The organism is Akkermansia massiliensis (genome assembly GCF_023516715.1).
GTDB lineage: Bacteria > Verrucomicrobiota > Verrucomicrobiia > Verrucomicrobiales > Akkermansiaceae > Akkermansia > Akkermansia massiliensis.
Window position 1 is genome coordinate 708,179 of the sequence record NZ_JAMGSI010000002.1, and the last position, 21,154, is coordinate 729,332.

18 protein-coding genes are annotated in these 21,154 nt (G+C 53.3%); 11 read left to right on the forward strand and 7 right to left on the reverse strand.

Annotated features, from left to right (window positions below; all coding sequences use genetic code 11):
- The first annotated feature begins 3 nt into the window (after positions 1-3).
- The 5 genes from ribF to M8N44_RS10690 all read left to right on the forward strand — a co-directional run bounded on the left by ribF (position 4) and on the right by M8N44_RS10690 (position 3,905).
- On the forward strand, positions 4-939 hold the full coding sequence (ribF, locus tag M8N44_RS10670; RefSeq protein WP_102727929.1) for a riboflavin biosynthesis protein RibF: 936 nt from the start codon (positions 4-6) through the stop codon (positions 937-939).
- A 73-nt stretch (positions 940-1,012) separates the two neighbouring features.
- Positions 1,013-1,351, forward strand: coding sequence for an aspartate 1-decarboxylase (locus M8N44_RS10675; protein ID WP_067569353.1), 339 nt, complete (start codon positions 1,013-1,015; stop codon positions 1,349-1,351).
- A gap of 41 nt (positions 1,352-1,392) precedes the next feature.
- Positions 1,393-1,872: a preprotein translocase subunit SecG gene (gene secG / locus M8N44_RS10680; protein ID WP_022396394.1), complete on the forward strand. Its 480-nt coding sequence runs from the start codon at positions 1,393-1,395 to the stop codon at positions 1,870-1,872.
- 165 nt (positions 1,873-2,037) lie between these two features.
- Positions 2,038-2,679, forward strand: a complete 642-nt coding sequence (locus M8N44_RS10685; protein WP_022396393.1) for a type II secretion system protein — start codon at positions 2,038-2,040, stop codon at positions 2,677-2,679.
- Between the two features lie 158 nt (positions 2,680-2,837).
- Positions 2,838-3,905 carry a 3-deoxy-7-phosphoheptulonate synthase gene (locus M8N44_RS10690; protein ID WP_102727930.1) on the forward strand — a complete coding sequence of 356 codons (1,068 nt, stop codon included), beginning with the start codon at positions 2,838-2,840 and terminating at the stop codon, positions 3,903-3,905.
- Positions 3,906-4,045: 140 nt separating this feature from the next.
- Here the strand turns inward: M8N44_RS10690 and M8N44_RS10695 are convergent, their stop codons facing one another.
- The 7 genes from M8N44_RS10695 to guaB form a co-directional block, all read right to left on the reverse strand.
- A complete protein-coding gene (locus tag M8N44_RS10695) occupies positions 4,046-4,528 on the reverse strand; it encodes a hypothetical protein (RefSeq protein WP_102727931.1) in 483 nt (160 codons plus the stop codon).
- Positions 4,529-4,750: 222 nt separating this feature from the next.
- Entirely contained in the window at positions 4,751-5,737 is a 987-nt protein-coding gene (locus tag M8N44_RS10700) for an AEC family transporter (RefSeq protein WP_022396390.1), read from the reverse strand.
- Positions 5,738-5,791: 54 nt separating this feature from the next.
- Positions 5,792-6,439 carry an HAD family hydrolase gene (locus M8N44_RS10705; RefSeq protein WP_102727932.1) on the reverse strand — a complete coding sequence of 216 codons (648 nt, stop codon included), beginning with the start codon at positions 6,437-6,439 and terminating at the stop codon, positions 5,792-5,794.
- Positions 6,436-7,038, reverse strand: a complete 603-nt coding sequence (locus tag M8N44_RS10710; RefSeq protein WP_022396388.1) for a sugar O-acetyltransferase — start codon at positions 7,036-7,038, stop codon at positions 6,436-6,438. The genes M8N44_RS10705 and M8N44_RS10710 overlap by 4 nt, the downstream gene beginning before the upstream one ends.
- Positions 7,039-7,107: 69 nt before the next feature.
- On the reverse strand, positions 7,108-7,914 hold the full coding sequence (locus M8N44_RS10715; protein WP_022396387.1) for a class I SAM-dependent methyltransferase: 807 nt from the start codon (positions 7,912-7,914) through the stop codon (positions 7,108-7,110).
- 272 nt (positions 7,915-8,186) lie between these two features.
- Positions 8,187-9,710, reverse strand: coding sequence for a glutamine-hydrolyzing GMP synthase (guaA, locus tag M8N44_RS10720; RefSeq protein ID WP_102727933.1), 1,524 nt, complete (start codon positions 9,708-9,710; stop codon positions 8,187-8,189).
- Positions 9,711-9,722: 12 nt separating this feature from the next.
- On the reverse strand, positions 9,723-11,174 hold the full coding sequence (guaB, locus tag M8N44_RS10725; protein WP_102727934.1) for an IMP dehydrogenase: 1,452 nt from the start codon (positions 11,172-11,174) through the stop codon (positions 9,723-9,725).
- 192 nt (positions 11,175-11,366) lie between these two features.
- On the opposite strand from guaB, the gene M8N44_RS10730 reads away from it, so the two are divergent.
- The 6 genes from M8N44_RS10730 (at position 11,367) to M8N44_RS10755 (ending at position 21,124) form a co-directional block, all read left to right on the forward strand.
- A complete protein-coding gene (locus M8N44_RS10730; protein ID WP_102727935.1) occupies positions 11,367-11,858 on the forward strand; it encodes a low molecular weight protein-tyrosine-phosphatase in 492 nt (163 codons plus the stop codon).
- Positions 11,859-12,418: 560 nt separating this feature from the next.
- Complete coding sequence (locus tag M8N44_RS10735) at positions 12,419-18,079, forward strand: RHS repeat domain-containing protein (protein WP_102727936.1); 5,661 nt, start codon at positions 12,419-12,421, stop codon at positions 18,077-18,079.
- Positions 18,080-18,099: 20 nt separating this feature from the next.
- On the forward strand, positions 18,100-18,630 hold the full coding sequence (locus tag M8N44_RS10740; protein WP_146021059.1) for a hypothetical protein: 531 nt from the start codon (positions 18,100-18,102) through the stop codon (positions 18,628-18,630).
- A gap of 311 nt (positions 18,631-18,941) precedes the next feature.
- Complete coding sequence (locus M8N44_RS10745; RefSeq protein WP_022396381.1) at positions 18,942-19,484, forward strand: hypothetical protein; 543 nt, start codon at positions 18,942-18,944, stop codon at positions 19,482-19,484.
- A gap of 2 nt (positions 19,485-19,486) precedes the next feature.
- Positions 19,487-19,765, forward strand: a complete 279-nt coding sequence (locus M8N44_RS10750) for a hypothetical protein (protein WP_215451233.1) — start codon at positions 19,487-19,489, stop codon at positions 19,763-19,765.
- 303 nt (positions 19,766-20,068) lie between these two features.
- Complete coding sequence (locus tag M8N44_RS10755; protein ID WP_102727939.1) at positions 20,069-21,124, forward strand: glycosyltransferase; 1,056 nt, start codon at positions 20,069-20,071, stop codon at positions 21,122-21,124.
- The last annotated feature ends 30 nt before the right edge of the window (positions 21,125-21,154 follow it).

The following is a 21,154-nucleotide window of genomic DNA, read 5'->3' on the forward strand; positions in this document are numbered from 1 at the left end:
AGCATGGTCATTTACCGGGAGTTTAAGGAACTGAAGGGTGTTTCTTCCCCCGTGCACTGGGCCATGGGGATGTTTGACGGGCTGCACCTGGGGCATGCCGGAGTGATTGCCGCAGCGGTGGAAGGCGCGGCCCGTGACGGAGGCATTGCCGCCGTGCTGACGTTCCGCACTCATCCGCTGGCCCGTGTCCGCCCGGAAAGCGTGCCGCCTGCCATTATGGCGGTGGATGCGGAAAAGTTCGCCCTGATGGAAGAGCTGGGGGTGAAGATGGTGCTGACGCTGGAATTTTCCTCCCGGCTGGCTTCCATGAGCCCGGAGGAATTCATCAGGGAGCTCTGCGCCTCCTGCCGCGTGGCGGAGATTGCCGTGGGGGAAGACTGGCACTTTGGCCGAGGCCGCGCGGGCGATGTGGAAACCCTGCGCCTTTTGTCCGGCCGCTACGGGTTCCGGGTGACGGCCGTTCCGCCCATCCTGCGGGACGGGGAGCGCGTGAGCAGCACCCGGATTCGCGAAGCCGTGCGTGCGGCGGATTTTTTACAGGCGGCCGGCATGCTGGGCCGTCCCTACCGCTGGAGGGGCCCGGTGATTCATGGACGCCAATTGGGACGCCTGCTGGACTACCCCACGGCCAATATGAAGCCCGGCTGCGGGTTGCAGCCTCCTCATGGCGTTTACGCCGTACGCGCCCGGGTGAACGGCGCGGAATATGGGGGCGTCGCCAACCTGGGGGTGCGTCCCACGGTGGAAGGGGAGGGGGGGGAACTGTTGCTGGAAACGCATTTGTTCGGCCAGCCGGGGGACATTTACGGGCAGGAAATGGAAGTGGTGCCGGTCCGGTTCCTGAGGGCGGAAACCAAATTCCCCTCCCTGGAAGAACTGAAAAGCCAGCTTGCGCTGGACGCCGCCCAGGCCGCTGAGGTGTTGAGACGGGATAAGTAAGACACAGAAAACCGTAAAATGGAGGATGACGGCTTGACCGAAAGAGCGATCGGGGGTTTGTTGTTCGGACGTCATGTTGGTTGAGCAGTTAAAATCAAAAATCCATCGCGCCATGATTACCCGTGGCGATGTTCAATATGAAGGCAGTATTGAAATTCCTGCCGATTTGATGGCCGCTGTGGACCTGTGGCCCGGAGAAAAGGTCCTCGTGGCGTCCGTCACGTCCGGAAACCGTCTGGAAACGTATGCCCTGCAGGGGCCTGCCGGTACGGGGAACATCATCATGAACGGCGGCGCGGCCCATTTGATCAAGACGGGCGAACGGGTGGTTATCATGAGCTTTGCCCTGTCGGACAAGCCCATCGTTCCCAAGAAAATCGTTTGCAACGAGCATAACGAAATCATTTCCTAGACTTTACAAACCATCTGAATTCACACATACTCCCCGCGTTCATGAACCTTTTTTTAGCAAATTCACTTAATATCAGCATTCAGTTACTCTTTGCCGTTCTGGTGATTGTGTCACTTCTCCTCCTGGGCGTGGTGCTTATGCAGAGACCCAAGCAGGAAGGGCTGGGAGCCGCTTTCGGCGCCGCCATCACGGACCAGGCCTTCGGCGCGCGGACTACGGATGTGCTGAAAAAAGCTACGGTGTACTTCGGCTCCGCCTTCATGATTCTTTGCCTGGTGCTGGGCATGCTGATCAACCGCCAGCACGTCAAGAGCTCGGAAAGCCTGCTGAGCCCGGAAATGATGAAGGCCGCCGCCAAGCAGGAAGCCTCCGTTCCCGCCAAGACGCCGGAAGAACTCCAGCAGGAGGAGCTGCGCAGGCGCGCCGCTGAGGCGGAAGCCGCTTCTTCACAGGCTCCGGCTCCCGCTGTGCCGGAAGCTCCCGCTCCTGTCTCTCCGGAAGCTCCCGCTCCCGCTAATTAAAAGAATGTTCTTTTTAAACGCCCCGGCCGTCCTCCGACAGCCGGGGCGTTTGCATGCCGGGGCCATGCGCCGCATGTTTGCCGCTCCGGAAACGCGCTTTGAAATTGGCGGTTCCGGTTGTTTTCCGCTTGCCCTGAACCGTAATTGCGCTACTCTTGGCAAAGTATGAAGGCACCTTTTTTGAACCGTAAATCCAAGGGATTCACGTTGATTGAATTGCTTGTGGTGATCGCCATTATCCTGACGCTGGCCGGCATTGCCATGACGGTGGTGAACGGCGTGATGGAAAAATCACGGGTTACCACGGCGCGGAGCGATTGCAACGGTTTGCAGACAGCCGTTGAGAACTACATGCTGGACAACGGCCGCGTTCCCGTAGCCTGGAGCGGACGGGAAATGGCCAAGCAGGCCCGCAAGGACGGACAGTATTACATGACGACCGCCGTGGACGACGACAGCCGCATCATGAGCATCCTGACCAACTACATGGACCGCGGGGATGAAGACAGGAAGCTGAATCCCAAGAAAACGGCCTATTTCAACACCACGACCACGGATGTGGAAGGTTCTCCCGGCCTGTTCTTTGAAAGCCGTGGCCGCGTGGGCCTGATGGACCCGTGGGAATCCCCCTACCACATCATTTTGAATGCCAATCCCGACGACCGCACCCCCCGCGTCCAGGTCGGTTCCCGCATGGTGACCAAGAACGTGGCCGTTTACAGCGTCGGCAAGGACAAGCAGGGCAGCACGGAGGATGGCCACATCAACAATCCGGAAATGACGGAAGACAACGTGACTTCCTGGTAACGCATTCCGGAACCGCCTGTTGAGAGGCGGGACCGATTTATTTTGCGGGGCTTCCGGCTTATGGCCGCGAGGCCCCGCGATATATTCAGGCATATTGCCTCCAAACCGTATTTTTTTCTTTTCAACCACTCTCAAAAACCCCTCAATAAGTCCCAGACATGAACTGGTTCAAAACAGACGACGTACGCATTCAAGACATCGAGCCCCTGATTTCCCCCGCCATCCTGATCAAGGATTATCCGGCGACCACGGAAATCGCCAAAATGGTGGCTACGACCCGCAAGAATGCGGAGAACATCATTTCCGGCCACGACGACCGCCTGCTGGTGGTGGTGGGGCCGTGCTCCATCCATGATCCCCAGGCCGCAGTGGACTATGCCTCCCGCCTGAAGGAGCAGATGGCGCGCTTTGAAAAGGATCTGGTGATCATCATGCGCGTGTATTTTGAAAAACCCCGCACCACGGTGGGCTGGAAGGGCCTCATCAATGACCCGTTCATGAACCATACCTTTGACATCAACCGCGGCCTCCACATGGCCCGCGGGCTGTTGCTGCGCCTGGGTGACATGGGGATTCCCGCCGCCACGGAGTTCCTGGACACCATCACCCCGCAATATATCGCGGACCTGATTACGTGGGGAGCCATTGGCGCGCGCACCACGGAAAGCCAGGTGCACCGTGAACTGGCCTCCGGGCTTTCCATGCCCGTGGGATTCAAGAACGGCACCAGCGGCAGTCTCCAGATTGCCGTGGACGCCATCATTTCCTCCTCCTGCCCGCACTGCTTCCTTTCCGTGACCAAGCAGGGCGTTTCCGCCATCGTTTCCACCACGGGCAACAAATCCTGCCACCTGATTCTGCGCGGTTCCTCCCTGGGCCCGAATTTCGATGACGAACATGTGAAGGAAGCAGCGGAAGCCTTGCAGAAGGCCGGCATCAACAACCGCATTATGGTGGACTGCTCCCACGGCAACAGCTGCAAGGATTACCGCAAACAGCCGGCGGTGGCCGCCAGCATCGCGGAACAGATTTCCGACGGTTCCGACCAGGTGGTGGCTGTGATGATTGAGAGCAACATCGTGGAAGGGGCCCAGCCGCTGAGCTCCGACCTGGTGTACGGCAAGAGCATCACGGACCAGTGCATCGGCTGGGACAGTACGGTGGAAGTGCTGGAAAACCTTGCCGCCGCCGTCCGCAAGCGCCGTGCCAAACGGCAGGAAGCGTAAGTCTTCCGGTGTTGGCGGAAGACATTCCTAGGGATTAAGGACCAGGGGGTACGCCTTGGGTGATTGTACCCGGAAGCCGTAGTTCCAATCCTTTATATCCGGTTACTTTTCATTGGCCCTTCGGCGTTTTTGCCGGAGGGTCAATGGTCGTCTCCCCACAGGTAGGAATGGCGTTCGGAGATTGTTTTGCCGTGGTTGTCCTTCAGGACGAGCTTCCATGCGAGAATCTCCCCTTTTGTTTTGGCTTCATCCCCGATGAATTCAAAAACGGAATTTTGCGTGCCTCCCTTTCTCCCGGCAGGGTAGGAAATGGATTTTGTCAGGACGGCTGAACCTGTTTTTCCCTGTCGGTACATCATGACCAGGGTGGCCGCCTGTTCCGGGTTCGCATCATTCCAGGTGACGAAGTAGTATTGGCCCAGACGCTGGAGGCGTTGTTGCTGGGAGACGGCGCCGTGCAGCAGGTAAGTAGCCTGGGAGCGGTGCATGCCTACATCTTCTGCAGGAACCACCGTGGTTTTCAAGGGAACCTCCCGCACATGTTCAATCCGGGAAACTTGCTCCGCACAGGAAAACAGGACCGGCAGTACGGCGGCAGTGCAAAGGGGAGCAGGAAACTTCATGGAGCCCATTCAATACACATCCGCCGGGGGAGTCAACACAAAGGTGGGAAAGCTTCAGCATGGAAATGTGGTGGGGCCCAGAAAGAATAAAGGCGTTCCAGGACTGGAATGGTTCTGCTGATGGAGTATCCAACAAGGGAACCGCATCCATGAACGGGAAAGGTTCCGGAAGCACGGAGCTGGCCCGTGTCCCAGCCGGGCGATGACGCTGCCGCGCCGCCTTTAATACAACGGTACGACCAGTGAGGAACCCAGAGCCAGCCAGCAGGGCAGCGTAAGGAAGGAAGCCACGGTAGTGGTCAGCAGGATTTGGGTGCCCAGGTCGGGATGGCCGCCGAAGCGTTTGGCCAGAATGACCGGGATGACGGCGGAGGGAATCGCCGCCTGGATGATGATGACGCGCTTGATATAGTCGTCCACCGGCAGGAAATAGGCCATCAGGAGCAGCAGCGCCGGAGCCAGTCCCAGGCGCGTCAGCAGACCGCAGATGATGGGTTTGGGCTCCCACTTCATGTTGTGCCACAGGTCTCTCATGGAACAGCCGAACAGGATCAGGCACAGGGGCGTGGCGCAGTTGCCGATCATTTCAAAGGTTTTCATGAGAGGCGGCTGGGCTACATAGGTTCCCAGGCCGGACCAGGCGAGTGCCAGGCCCACGATGACCGCCAGCAGGGGGCCGCGGAAGAAGACGCCCATGTTCAGGTTGCCCGGACCGCCTGCGATGATGATGACGCCGATGCTCCATACGACCAGTTCACACCCCACGTTGTGGACGAAAAGGACGCCCAGCGTGGGGTCATTGCTGGCCGTGAACAGCATCTGGATAATGGGAATGACGAAAAAGGCGTAGTTCTGCACCCCCGCCGTCAGGGTGAAGGTGCGCAGGCCCGTGCCGATGCGCATGCGCAGCATTTTGGCGACCAGCCATGCGGACGCGATGCCCAGCAGAAGTTCCAGCGCTCCGGCTGCAATAGCCTGGAGGGAAAAGGAAACGCTGCTGAGCGTTTCATTCCCGGAGAGCACCATGTACTTCATGATGCTGTGGAAGACGAGGCAGGGATAGGCCACATCCATCGCGATGCGCATGATGGGCGCGTCATGGTCCGCCTGGATGACCTGCTTGTGGCGCAGATAGAAACCCGTGGCGAAGAAAAGATAAACGGGAATGGTGGAGAGGAAGGAAGTGAGGATGATGGAACCGGTGTCCATGGCGGCAGGATTGCAGGGCGCGATTGATTAAGGCAAATAAAAAAACGGAACAGGTTATGTGTTTTCCCGCGTCCGGAGCAGGAAATGCGACAGGTCCCTGATGCTGAAAAATACTTTTGAAGGGTTGGCTTCTTCCAGGCCGCGGATGTCCGCGGTAGTTCCCCAGGCGGCGGACAGGCAGGTCACGCCCGCTTTCCTGCAGGCGGTTACATCCGATACCGCATCCCCGACGTAATAAAATTCATCCTTTGCCAGGTGGCAGTCATGCAGCAGTTCCCCAATGGCTTCCGCCTTGTTCGGCCTGTCTTCCGCGCCGGTCTTGACAGAGCAGAACAGATCCTGCATGCCGAATTGTTCAAGCGTAATGCGGCAGCTCTTTTCTCCTTTTCCGGTAATCAGGGCAATCAATATTCCCTCCTTTTTCAAGGTGTTGATCAATTCGCGAATGCCTTCATACGGTTCCGGGCATTCCTCATGCATCTTTTCATAAACCGGGTAAAAATCATGAAGGGCTTCCTGCCATTTTTCCCCGGCGACCATTTTAATCATTCCTACTTCATTCAGGCCGAAGGTCTGCGTAATTTCCCGTTCGCTCAGTGTACGGCCCGCGTAGGGGGAAACTGCTTTTTCAAACGCCCGGATGCACATGGGGACCGTCTCCCCTATCGTCCCGTCCAGGTCAAAAGCGATCAGTTTAATCATTGTTCGCGATTCCCGTTGATTTTACGGATAACCCTGCAGGGGTTTCCCGCCGCCAGGCTGTCGGGGGGAATGTTTTTGGTGACCACGCTTCCGGCGCCGATGACGCTGCCTTTTCCGATCGTGATTCCCGGCAGGATGATGACGCCGCCGCCAATCCAGCAGCCGTCTTCTATCGTCACCGGAAGGGCGAAGGTATGGCGAATGTATTCCATGCCCTCCGCCGTTTCCACGGGAGTGAGGCGCTCATTCAGCTCAATGGGGTGCGTAGCGGTGTAAATCTGCACATTGGGAGCGATGAGCACATTGCTGCCGATGGTGATCCTGTTGCAGTCCACGAACGTGCAGCCCGTATTGACGGTGACGTTGTTCCCGATGTGGATGTTGCGCCCGTAGTCGCAGGTGAAGGAATGACCGATGGATACTTTGGCGCCGATGCTGCCCAGCATTTCCTTCAACACCTGGCGCTTTTCCTCCTTATGGTCGTAAGGCAGGGAATTGTACTTCATCAGGAGCCGGTGGGTCTTGCTCTTGAATTCCAGAAATACCGGGTCATGGCAGTCATACCATTCGCCCGCCATGCATTTTTCCAGTTCAGTCATTGTCTTTTTCCCTTTGTTGTTGATTATGGACTGTGGCAGCCATTCTGCCGAGCGATCGTGAATGAATGCTCATTTTGCAGGGTATGCAGATGCTTTCAAGCTAAATGACATGGGATACTTGTCCCTGTTGCAGCTATACGCATATAGCCCTTTCTTTGAAGAAGAAGCCTGCATATTTCCAGAATCATAAAAGTTTTCAGCATGTTCATTAAAATATTCAATGTGCAGACCGGCCCTCGTCAATGAATTAATAATATCCGAAACCGTATGCATCCAGAAATAGGATTTTACGCCATCTTTCGGTTCACAGGCGTATCCGCCGATGGAACTATCCACAGAGGGAATTTTACTGAAATAGGGATATTTAATCTCGAAAACTTCCTTGTCCAGTTTGCTCTCATCAAAGGAAAGAAAAAATGGGTGTGAATCAAATACATACAAATAGCCGTTATCCTTTAAAAGACTGCGAATGGTATTCGCCCATACATTCAAATCGGGAAGCCATCCCAATACTCCCTCCGAGGTAAAGACAATATCGTATTTTTCACCATGAACTTTTGATAAAGTCATGATGTCGGCTTCAATGAATTTTACGTTTTTAAAATTAAGATCGCCGGCAAGTTTATTTGCAAAAAATATGTTGTCAGGAACTAAATCTACCCCGACCACGCTTTTAGCTGTTTTGGCAAGTATCAATGTATCTGCACCGGTATTACACTGTAAATGGATTATTTCCTTGCCTGATATGTCACCCAGTTCTTCCTGTATATAATAGTTCAAGTGAAGATTATCATCACTTAGTAAAGCTTTAAAGTGATGATAATGCTCTTCTGATATTTTACCCCAAGCCTGCTTGTTAGATTCAATTTCAATCATGCAATATTGCCTTCTTGTTATTATAAATACCTTTTTTACTCCTCCATCGCAGGAAGTGATATACGATGCTATTCTGCAAATTACCAGCAGGGAGCAGCGGTGCACCGCCCCTTGCCATTGGCAAGGAACGGTGCCTGCGCTTTGTGGCAAACAAAAGGTTAAGGATAAACTAAACTTTAACCTCGCTGGGTTTATCCTCTCGCCATGCAATAGAGATCGAAAGACCTGTATTCATGGGACTTTACAGCCTCCCTTTTAGGGGCGGTATAGTATTACTCCCACTCAATGGAGGCCGGGGGCTTGGTGGAAATATCGTAAAGGACGCGGTTGATGCCCTTCACTTCATTGAGGATGCGGTTGCTGGTTTCACGCAGCAGGGCCGGAGGCAGTTCTACCCAGTCCGCCGTCATGGCGTCTTCCGACACGATGGCGCGCAGGTTGGTGGCCCATTCATAGGAACGTTCATCTCCCTTCACGCCCACCGTTTTCACCGGGATGAGGCCGGCGTAGGCCTGCCAGACCTTTTCATACCAGCCGTATTTCTTCAGGTTGCCGATGAAGATGGCGTCACACTCCCGGATGATGTCCAGGCGGTCCCTGGTGACTACGCCGGGGCAGCGCACGGCCAGGCCGGGGCCGGGGAAGGGGTGGCGCCACAGGATGTCGTGAGGGATGCCCATGGAGGCGCCCAGTTCGCGCACCTCGTCCTTGAACAATTCCGCCAGGGGTTCCAGCACCTTCCCCTGCGCCTGGAGTTCCAGCACGCGCTCCACGCGGTTGTGGTGTGTCTTGATGACGGAGGCCTTGGACTTGGCGTTGGAGGCGCTTTCAATCACGTCCGGATAAAGGGTGCCCTGGGCGAGCATTTCCGCGTCTCCCACAGCGTCCCAGAATACGTCGATGAACAGGCCGCCGATGATGCGGCGCTTCTTTTCCGGGTCGCCTTCCCCGGCCAGGGCCGTCAGGAAGCGTTCGGAAGCGTCCACCGTTTCAATTTCCACGTTCATGCGGGCGAAATTGGCGCGTACCTCATCGGCCTCATTCTTGCGAAGCAGACCGTTGTCCACGAAAATGGCGCGCATGTTCACGCCTGCCTCATGCAGCAGGACGGCCAGCACGGTGCTGTCCACGCCGCCGGAGACGCCGCAGACCACCTGCTTGCTGCCCACGCGTTCCCGGATTTCCCGGATGAGCTGCCTCTTGAAGTCGCCGATATCGAATTTCTTGAGGTTGGCGGCGCAGGAGAGGAAGTTGCGCAGGATGGTGCGCCCTTCATGGGAATGGGTCACTTCCGGATGGAACTGGATGCCGAAAGTTGCTTCTCCCCACTGGAGGGAGACGGGGACGCCTTCCGCGTTGCGGGCGATCACCTGGCAGCCTTCCGCCAGGTGGTCCACCGTATCCGAATGGCTCATCCATACCTGGGAGGAGGGGGACATGTCCCGGTACAGGCCTGTGCAGGCTTCCGGAAGCAGGGCGGCGGGGCCGTATTCCCGCTTGTTGCTGGCCTTCACGGAACCGCCGTGCTTGATGTTCAGCAGCTGCATGCCGTAGCACACGCCCAGGACGGGGACGTTCAGGCTCTTGAGCCATTCAAAGTCAATGTCCGGAGCGTCTGCGTCCGTGGTGCTTTTGGGGCCTCCGGAAAGGATGACGGCGCCGGGTTCGTGAATCTGGTCCAGGTCTTCCAGCGCGTACAGTTTGGCCATGTAGCCCAGTTCGCGCACGCGGCGCACAATGAGCTGGGTGTATTGGGAGCCGAAGTCAATGACGGCTACGAGGTGCTTGTCGTCCATGGGAGAGAGGGTTTAACAGGAATAGTTGATGGGTTCTTCCGTGATGGTGATGTCGTGGGGATGGCTTTCCTTCAGGCCGCCGGAGGTGATTTGGACGAACCGGGCCTTGTCCCGGAGTTCCGTCAGGCTGTGTGCGCCCAGGTAGCCCATGCCGGAACGCAGGCCGCCCATGAGCTGGAAAACCACGTCCGCCAGCATGCCCTTGTATGGAACGCGCGCTTCCACGCCTTCCGCAACGAGCTTGCCGGAACTGTTCTGCCCGTAGCGGTCGCCGGAGCCGCGGCGCATGGCGCCCAGGGAGCCCATGCCGCGGTATTGCTTGAAGTGGCGGCCCTGATAGTGGACCACCTTGCCGGGGCTTTCTTCCGTGCCGGCCAGCAGGCCGCCCAGCATCACCAGGTCAGCGCCGGCGGCCAGGGCTTTCACGATGTCCCCGGAATAGCGGATGCCGCCGTCTGCAATGACGGTGACGCCCGCGGGACGCGCTACGGAGGCTACCTCCTGAATGGCGGTGAACTGGGGCATCCCCACGCCGGAAATAACGCGGGTGGTGCAGATGGAGCCGGGGCCCACGCCCACCTTGATGGCCTGCACGCCCGCCTTGATGAGGTCGGAGGCTCCTTCCGCCGTCACCACGTTGCCGGCCACGATGGGGCGGTCCGTCAGCTTGCGGAGGTTGGAAACCACGTCCATGACGCGGGTGGTGTGGCCGGTGGCGGCGTCAATGAACAGGGCGTCCGCTCCGGCGGAAACCAGCGCCTTGGCGCGGTCCAGGTAATCAGGGCCCACGCCCACGGCGGCGCCGCAGCGCAGGTGGCCGTGCTCGTCCTTGGAAGCGTCTGCAAACATGGCGCGCTTCTGGATGTCCGTTTCCGTGATGAGGCCGGCCAGCACGCCGTTTTCATCCACCAGGGGAAGCTTTTCAATGCGGTGGGTGTAAAGAATGTGGCGCGCTTCCTCAATGGTGGTGGTGGGAGCCGCCGTAATCAGGCGGGAAAGGGGGGTCATCACGTCCTTGACCCGGATGTTCTGGTAATCGTCCACGCCGCGCATGTCGCGTCCGGTGACGATGCCTTCCAGCCTGCGGCTGGCGTCCACCACGGGGAAGCCGGAGTAACCCTGGTCCATCATGATCTGATGGACTTCTTCCAGCGTCATGTCCTTGTTCACCGTGACGGGGTTCGGGATGACCGCGTTTTCAAAACGCTTCACGCGGGAAACCATGGCCGCCTGGATGTCGATGGGATTATTGCGGTGAATGACGGCCAGGCCGCCTTCCCGTGCCAGGGCAATCGCCAGTTCTGATTCGGAAACGGTATCCATGGCTGCGGACAGCACGGGAATTTTCATGTCAAAACCGGGAACAAGCTGGGAACTGATGTCCGCATCACCGGGAAGAATCGCGCTCAGGCGGGGCAGCAGGAGCACGTCATCAAAACTTAATCCAAGAGGGAGATCTGCCATGCGATAATCTACAGCCAGACACCCTCTGACGCAAGCCGAAACACAGGGGAATCTTATTTTGGGACGGCACGGCGGCGTTCTGCGCTTTGCTCCCTGCGTTGTCCCGGCGTGTGTCTGTTTTCCGTACAGGAAACTCTTCCCTCTTGATCCGGGGAAACGTCTTGCCTATCCTGAAAAAAAGAATTGTCCCTCATGAATGCTTCCGAACCCTACCGAGTCCTGTTTGTCTGCCTGGGCAACATCTGCCGTTCTCCTGCGGCGGAAATCATTTTTAAGAAGATGGTGAAGGAACAAGGTTTGGAAAGCCTGATTGAAAGCGATTCCGCCGGCATGATCGGCTATCATCGCGGCTGTCCTCCGGATGCCAGGATGGTCCAGGCCCTGGAAAAATACGGTTATCAGAATCCGGGAGTCAAATCACGCCCCGTGCGGAAGGATGATCTGGAACAGTTCGACCTGGTTGTGGGAATGGACCGGGAGAATCTGCGGGATTTGAAACGGCTGGACAAAAGAGGGCAATGGGAAGGAAAGATTGTTCCCATGTGCTTTTTCACCACCCGTTTTCTGGATGAGGAAGTGCCGGATCCCTACTATGGAGGGCAGGAAGGCTTTGACCATGTGGTGGAATTACTCCAGGACGGCTGCGCCAACCTTTTAGAGAACTTGAAGGAGCAGCTCTCCTGAATGATAAAAATGTATCGAGGGAAGGTTATTCTTCCCTTTCGTCTCAAGCGATTCCCGTGCTGTGTTCTGCTGGGAAAGGACCGGTTTATGCCCGGAATGAGGATTGGTCATTATTCCGGGCGATGGGAAGTCAGCCGGTATTCAATGAAGCTTCCTCAGTAGTGGGGAAAATCCCCTCTTTCTCATGGGAAAGAAGTAGTTTGGCTGCCAGAGTGAATGAAATGGCAGATATTCTTATGGCCCCTGGATAGCGTCTATTCCGTTTTGGGCGTGTTGAAGAGTAAAAATTAGTTGGCATAGGTAATGAATTGATAAAGTTATTGCTGGCATTCCCGTGTTGGAATCAATCAATGATTGATAATCAATGATTAATCTATTTCAACCATGAAAGAACAATTTAACGACGATATCAATTCCCTACAGGGGCGCGCAGTTCCGACAGCGGAGGAAAACCGACGCCCATCGATGAAAGCGCTCCGGATGCTTTTGACCGGAATTGGAATTGGGAATTTGAGGTGCGCCCGCTGGGGCCTTCTGAAACGGCCAAATGCTTTGTCACCATGGGCGCCGATGATTTGGCGACGCTGACGGTGGATCAAAAGGAGATCATGAACCTCGGTCCGCGCGGGCCGGAAGGAGGCGGTACCTATGATCCGAAGGAAACCTCATTTGACATCGAGGGAGGGAAGCATGAGGCTCATTTGGAATATCAAAACATTACCCTCAAAGACCATAAGAAGAATGTTGCCAAGCTTACCTTTGATATGAACGTGGTCGTCACTGACCATCAGACTGGTTCTTCCTCTTCCTATGTCCCTCCGGATACGCAAACGGAACCGGTGGACAATGACGACGAAGGCGAAGACGATCCATGCGGTTCCAGCAGCGGAGGGAGCAGCAGTTCTCCCAACAGCAGCTCCAGCAATCCATGTCCGGACGGCAACAATGGGGGAGATGAAGACGGTGATGAGCCGGTGGGCAATCCTTCCTCTTCAGACGGATGCATGGATAACACGGGAGGAGCGGAACCCCCTCCCACAGCTCGCAACAGGTTTTCTTCCGCCTCCCTGTACGGCAGCATTTCTTCCGCCGGTAAGCGCGTAACCACTCAGACCAGGAAAACCAGCATGGTGTGGCGCACCAATTTCGGAGCTTTCCGGGGGATGGAAGGAATGCCTTATGGCATGCTGGAAATTGTAGCTTACAACTTTTCTTCCAAATTATGGACGCCCGCCGCTCTTCAATACCTGCACCCGATGGCAAGCAGTATCCAGCCGCCTCCCGGAGGCAGCTTGAGAGCGGACACGGCTTTTCAGATCAGGAATGGGGGTACCAATGTCAATTATTACTGCTATGCTGGCGCGGCCAGTGGCGGGTCCAAGAAACGGGGTGGCTCCGTTTCCATGACTTACGCCCAAGAGAGCAGCCGTACTGCCAATGCAGCTTCTCTTTTTTCTACGGAAATGCGCGTGAGCAATAACAGGGGAAATTCCGTTCTGTACGGAGGGGCTTCACTCTCTTCCCTAAAGAACGCTACCGGGTATGTTTCCAAGCTTGGTTCTTCCTATACGGCGCAGGATTTTTCCCAATATCTGGACATCGTGCGGGGGAGTGACGGAAACATCCGCCAGATATGGAACCTGTGGGATGGCCTTGCCAGTATAGAAAATGTGACGGCTGACGGCTATGTGATTGCCTTTTATCTGCCGGAGCAGGCGGGGGAAAAAGCGAATGGCGTTTATCCCGTCACGGGTATTCCGTTTAAGACTTTCTCCATTTCCGGAGATACGGCAACCAGCAAACTCACGGTCACGGAACAGGCTGAAGGCCGTTCCCCCTATGTCACCCGTTATTGGCAGGGAACGGGAGGCGCCTGGTGCATGTCCCAGGGTGAAGAAGAAGACGCCATTTACACCCTGCGGGAAAAACAGACTGTCACTTCCACCACATGGAAATTGATCACTACCGTTCAGCGCGGAGAAACAGGAACACCCATTTCTCGCGTGTGTGAAACTTATGAACAGACCTCCAAGGGGAACCTTTGCACCAGCCGAATTGAAGCCTACGGCACTGATTATGCCCGGGAAACCACTTACGATTATAACAGCATAGGAAAACTGTCACGGGAAACTGCTCCCGACGGGAGTGTCAAGACGTGGGCCTACGACGCTTTTGGTCGTGAAACAGTTCGCATGGAACCCTGGTCCGGAGGGGAAAGAAAAGGCACCTACACCTATTACCGGTACTCGGACCGTCCGGATCCGGATATCATCCACCAATATGTCGTTCTTACCATCAAAGCTGTACGGTTAAGGGACACGCACTACACCTATGAGGAAGCCAATGATGTGCGCCGTGTGACCAAGCGGACGGCTGCCCTGGGTGCGGAAGGAGAGCAAGTGGAAATAACGGAAACATGGATGCCCTCAGCTTCCAATGTCCATGCAAGGGGCCGGTTGAAGATGCGGCAGGCCGTCAATGGGGTACAGACCTCTTACGAGTATGAAGCAGACAGTCAATACGGCGCCCTGTACAGGATTACGGCGGAAACCCGGGTTGGGGGAGAAGCTGTGCCGGGGCAGAGCAAGCGCAAATTGACTTACGTGTCCGCACAGGGCACCAACACCCGGATAGAAAAATACGCTTTTCTGATGGATGGAACCTGGGCATTGACAGATACGGCGGACTACGAATATGACAAGGAGAGGCGATGGATCAAGCGCACGCGCGGCAACGGACGCGTGACGGAACGTGAAATGATGTGTTGCGGCCCCTTGTGGGAAAAGGATGAAGACGGAGTGATGACTACGTATGCCTATAACACGGCCCGCCAGCTTGTGGAAACCATTCGTTCGGCTACGGAAACTACTCCGGAAACCATTGTCAGCTACACGCGGGACGCTTTTGGCAGAACCCTGGCGATACGGCGGGACGTTGGTCCCATGGCCGCCAGTGAAGGGCGGGAATACAACCTGCTGGGGCAGCTTGTTCGTGAAACGGACGTGCTTGGGAGAGACCATACTTATGCCTATAGTGAGAATGGATTGACGAAAACCGCTACCACGCCGGCAGGAGCTACGCTTGTCACCCGCCGCCATGCGGATGGAACCATTTTGGAACAAAGCGGAACGGGACAGAGGCATTTGCTTTATCAAACGGAATGCATGGAAGAAGGGATTCTCCATTCCACCCTTATACCGCAGGAAGGCGGGGAACCGGTCCTCATGGAACAATCTGTAACGGATGGCTGGGGCAACGTGGTCCGTCTTTCCCGGGCCAGTGCCAGCGGCGGCCTCATCCATGAACGGTACAGTTTTGATACAAAGAACAGGCTGTTGCGGAAAGGGACGGACGGCATGGCCCCGATGCTTTACGACTATGACTCCTTCGGCAACGTAGTGAAAGAGACATGGAAGTTGGCGGAAGAACCTGCCCCGGCTAACTCCCGTATAACAGAATACTCCTATGCCTGTGAACGGAGGGAAGACGGCATATACCGTGTGAAGACCGTAATTAACTACAATAGTTACGGGCTGCCTTACTCGAAAAGCACGTCTACGCTGGTCTCTTTCCTGTCCCCAGTCGTTGCTGAAAAGATCATCTCTTCGGATACGAGAGGCAATGAGATTCCGGAATGGATGGAATATACGGCTCCCGGCAAACGTACAATCAGGAAACAGGTTCCTGATTCCATAGTCATTGCAGAAGCACTTGTCATTGACGGGTATGAAGTCTCCAAAAAGGATTTCGCAAACATGACTACGACCGCGGCGCGTTCCTACACGGCCACGGGGAAAAAGGAAATCCTGACGGACACACGCGGCAATGAAACCACGATCATGTTTGATCTTGCCGGACGCGAAACCGGGAGAACAGACGCTGCCGGCAATACGGTTACGACTGCCTATGATCCGGCGACGGCATTGCCCTCCTGCATCACGGACGCACTGGGGAAAACGGCTTGCTATGCTTACGATTTGCGCGGACGCAAGACTGCTGAATATGGTACGGCAGCGCAGCCCTCTGTTTTTGCTTACGACGATGCAGACAGGCTGATAGAACTCAAAACTTTCCGGGCTCCGGAAGAAACCATTGCAGGTGATCCGCGTGAACGGACGGATGGCGATACCACCGTGTGGAGCTATGATGAAGTCTCCGGCCTCATGACGGCAAAAACCTATGCTGACGGGCATGGGGAAACCTATTCCTATGACGGGTGGAACAGGCTGGTGACCAAATCACAAGCCCGGACGGTTGATGAGCAGGGAACTCATCTTATGACGACTTACGGCTATGATGAGTTGACGGGGAATTTGCTCTCTGTCACCCACAATGATGCCACGCCGGCCATAGGTTACACGTATAACCATCTCAATCTCCTTACGCAGGTAACGGATGATTCCGGTACGCGCACGTTTTCCTATAACCAATACAATGAAGCGGTACAGGAAAATACGGCAGGTTTGGTGGCCAGTCGGCTTGACTATCAAAGGGACAGTCTGGGTCGATTTCCTGGCTATAGTTTGCAATACAAAGGTGATGTTGTTTTTCAAACCATTTGGAATTATGATATGTACAAACGCCTTGGCACTGTTTCCCTCAGGCATGCAGGCGACCGGTTTACCTACGGCTATCATGCAGTTCATGGACTGTTGGAAACGCTCACCTATCCCAACGCCCTCAAGAGATGGTATACCCGGGAGGAAAAGCGTGACTTGCTGACTAAAATAGCCTACCAGCGTCCCGGGAGCGCCGACTATTTAGCTAAAGTCGACTATACTTATGATGCACTGGGGCGCCCCCTGGAAAAGAAGGATTACTTTAATACTCCCAATCCCGATCTTACTCATGTTTACACGTATAATGACCGGGACGAACTGGTTGCCGACGTGATGAACCGGGGCGGAACGTACAGCTACTCCTATGACAATATCGGTAACCGGTTGACCTCACAGGAAGGAGCGGAAGCGGCTCCCACCGTTTATTTGTCAAATAATCTCAACCAGTACATTTCCGGTGATCGGGAACCCTCACAGGAAGAAACGGGAGAAATTACAATCGTCTATGAGACGAATAGCCTCAACCAGTACACTTCCATTACGGATGGAGAAGAAAGGCCTTTGATACGGGAGTACGACGAAGACGGCAACCAGATTAAGGTAAAAACCTCTACAGGCGAGTGGGAGGTAAAGTATAACGCCCTGAACCAGGCGGTCAGATTCACGCAGGATACCAAGCGGGTGGAATGCCGTTACGACTACCTGAACAGGAGAGTGGAAAAAACAGTCTATGAAGGAGAAATGCTGGTGTCCCGGAAACGGTTTATTTACTGTGGTTTTCTCCAACTTGCGGAACTGGATGCAGCCAATGCAACGGAAACGGTGCAACCCGTTCTTCGGAAAACCTATCTATGGGATCCTATGGAGTCCACGGCAACACGAATCCTGGCAATGACCACATTCGACGAAACGGGAACCTATGTAGAAAACCTTTTTTATACGCATGACCTGCTGAAAAATACTACAGGCCTATTCGATACCCAGGGAGAATGCCGCGCCCTGTATGAATATGGTCCATACGGCAATGTTCTCAGGATGGAAGGCAATATGGCGAAGGATAATCCCTTCCGTTTCTCCAGTGAATATGCGGATGATGAATTAGGTCTGGTATATTATAATTACAGATATTATAATATTTTAAACGGTAGATGGTTGAATAGGGAGCCCATTGGAGAGGATGGTAATTTCAATTTATATAGAATGGTTTATAATAATCTTTTCACGTTTATCGATTATACTGGGAGTATCCCAGTGAAAACACCGGATGCTGCGATGACCAACTCTCCTTCTTATCTCGCGGATATAGCAAGAGCGACTCGAGGCATTACATCATCATCTAATATATCTCGAAGAGCTGCAAGAGTTGCGGCTGCGGCTGCGGCTGTTGTCATCGCTACCCGGAAAGGCTGTAAACCCTGTAAGCCCCCGGCTGGATCGAAACGGCATGACATTGCCAAACCAGGATCCAGAGAAAGAGGAGCTCACAAGTGTGATACTGTAGGTCACGTTAAAGTATGGACGATGAATCAGGCTCCATTTCCATCATGCATATGCAATTGGAATGGTCCTGTTACTTTGGAAAACACACAAACTCCACCAGAAGGAAGTGCCCCGGATGGCCCTCCCCCTCCTAATCCCGCTGGTGGCGGAGGCCCTTTATAATATAGAACAAAAATAATTCTATGCAAAAAACTATTTATTATCCCGAAGGCTTGCCAGTTAGAACAGGCGATATAGTGTGGAATAATGAGGGTGTGAATGTACGCAAAGTGATAAGTATTGTCACGGAAGAAGAGGCTAAACAGGTGTTTGTTGCAGATGGCGTGACAGATGGGGCCGGATTTTTCTGGTCGCGTTCTATCGGTGAATCGGATTTAGGTATCCTTGGATTTGAATCGAAAGAATCTTTTGAAGAAGAAGGCGTAGGAAAACTCTCTCGACCAGAATTATTATGCGTGAAATTTTTATTTCATTTGCTGGGAAAGCAGATCGGTTTGAACATATGGAATAATAAAGATTATCTGTATTATCCTGTTCTGTGGCCAGAGGAAAGGGAAGACGGAAAATATGAATGGATATGGTATTTGTTTTTCCAACCGTATCGCCCACCAGTCACATCGTTTGATGAAGAACAGTGCTTTCGGTTTGATGAATATCGATGGCATTTTGAAAAAGTGGATCGGAAAAAGCAGGATTTGGTTCGAGGTCTGTAACAAGTATTATGTTTTAAGTACTAAACATAAATATAATTTCTATCTTCTATCCTTTAAAGTAGAATGGAAGCAGCCTTTATAGAATACAGTTCATAAGCTTGTTACATGTTTGATTAAAGTTTAATTCAATCAATGCTAGACCTGTTCTTTTATTTTCCCCTAGGCAGAGATATGATGATATTAAGTACATTTGCCTGCAAAATATGGATCCAATAGTTAGGCAGGAAGTCTGCACTGTGGGCAGGAAACTGGCCCTAGCATGAATCGGAGAGTTATTATTGCATGAGAATAAAGAAAAAGCGTAAATTAACATGGCTATGATTTATCCTTCCGAGATTCTCAATAATATGATCCACGAAGTGGAAAAAGCATTTCCGTTGGAAACTCCTGTTTTTCCAACAAGTAGTATTCGCGATCTCATTGAAAACCCCGACCATCCGGATGATGAAGGGCGAGAATGCGGCGAACCGTTTTTGAACCAACGCTGGATTGATGTTCCTGCTATACAATGGTACTATAACGCCGAGTTTGTGAGTTTTGCTGCAAGTAGTGCTCTTGCCTATTTTCTCCCGTCAATCATAAGGCTTTCTTATCTTGAGGAAATAGCAAATGAAAAAAGGTACATGAGTGACACGAGGGAATGGATGATGAATGTACTAACTGGAATTAATTTTTGGGGAGAAGAAGTGCATTGGCGGATAAAAACTACAAATGATATCTATCATTCGTATACAAAAAAACAACTTGACTTAGTCAGAAATTGGATTTTATTCGAAAATAGAAAGCACAACGATGAATCCGGTTGTACTCATGCTCTTGACTTGGTAGATAGGGCAGCAAAAAAATTAATATAAATATGGCTTATTATTCCCATGAGAGTCTGAATAATATGATTCAGGAAGTGGAAAAAGAGTTTCCTCTTGGAAATTCTTTTTTTCCGACAACCAACATTCGGGAGCTCATTGGAAATCCGGATTATCCTGATGATGAAGCAACAGAATGTGTCAAACCATTTTTAAATAAACGTTGGATTGATGTTCCTGCCATTCAATGGTATCACAATGCAGAGTTTATCAATTTTTCATCGACCTGTGCCCTTTCATATTTTTTCCCTTCTATTATCAGGAATTCCTAATGGAGGAAATATCAGGAGCAAATAATTATATGATAGACACTGAGGAATGGATGATGAATAAACTTATTATAATTTGTTTTTCAGAAAGAATACGGGACTACGTACAAAAAGAAGTAGATTATATATATCATTCCTATACAAAAGATCAACTCAGCATCGTTAGGAAATGGATATTATTTCAAAATAAGGATAATTATTTTACTGATGGATGTGATAATGCCTTAAAAATATTAGACATGGCAATAAGTAACAATTCATATGTTAATTCTTAGGGATATGTCCTCTACAATGGAATAACTAACTATGGACTCTCTCTACATCATCGGGTTTCCGTCCCTCTATGGAGGGGCGGGAGCCGAGCTTTACCACCAGATTAAGGTTTGGAGGCACATGTGTGTGGATATTCATCTCATTCCCACCCAAAAAAACGTGCACCGTGCCGAGCTCTATCCGGAAATGGTTGGGCAGGGCGTCACGGTACATGAGGGGTACGACTGGTCAGCTATTCCGGAAGGCGCGCCCGTTATCAGTTTTTGCAATGAAGAGTTCCTGGCTGCGCTGCCGGAGATACGGAAACGGACAAGAAAGACAGTGTTTGTCAATTGCATGACCTGGCTTTTCGGACGGGAAAAGGAAGCCATGAAGAGGGGTGATATTTCCCTGTTTCTTTATCAGAATGACCAGGTGAGGGAGAGCGTGATGCCGCGCCTGAGAGCCTTGAATGCCGATCCGTCCATCCGGTTCATGACGTTCAAGCCGTATTTTGACACGACTGATTTTCCCTTCATTGTCCAGCGATCCACGGACTGGTTTGGCGCGGGGCACATTTCCCGCCAGGATGAGGACAAATTCAGCAAGGACACGTGGCACATTTACGAGCATTTTGCTTCACCCGTCCGGAAGAGAGGAACTTTTCTTGGCTTTGATCAGCGGAGTGAGGCGAAGACCGGAAGGCCGCCCGACTGGGTGGAGACGTTCCATGACCAGAGGTCTCTATCCCAGCAGGAGTTTTACCAAAGATGCCACATCGTTCTGCAACCCACGGATACGACGGAGAATTGGCCGCGCGTGGGCTTTGAGGCCATGGCGAGCGGAAGCGTGCTTATTGTGGACAAGCGCGGAGGCTGGGAACAGATGGTGGAACACGGGAAGACCGGATGGCTGTGCGAAAGCCCGGGGGATTTCATCACATACGCCACCAAGATGGCGTGGGAACCGCATTACCGGGAGGATATGGCCTCCGCTGCCCGGGAACGCGGCATGGCTCTGGGAGGGCTGGAAGCGTCCAGGGAAAGCTGGCAGGGAGTGTTTGAAGCAATCAGCCGGATACCGGATGAATCCCTTCCATTTCTGCCATGATTGGAGCGTGGCTTGCTGCCTCCATACGGG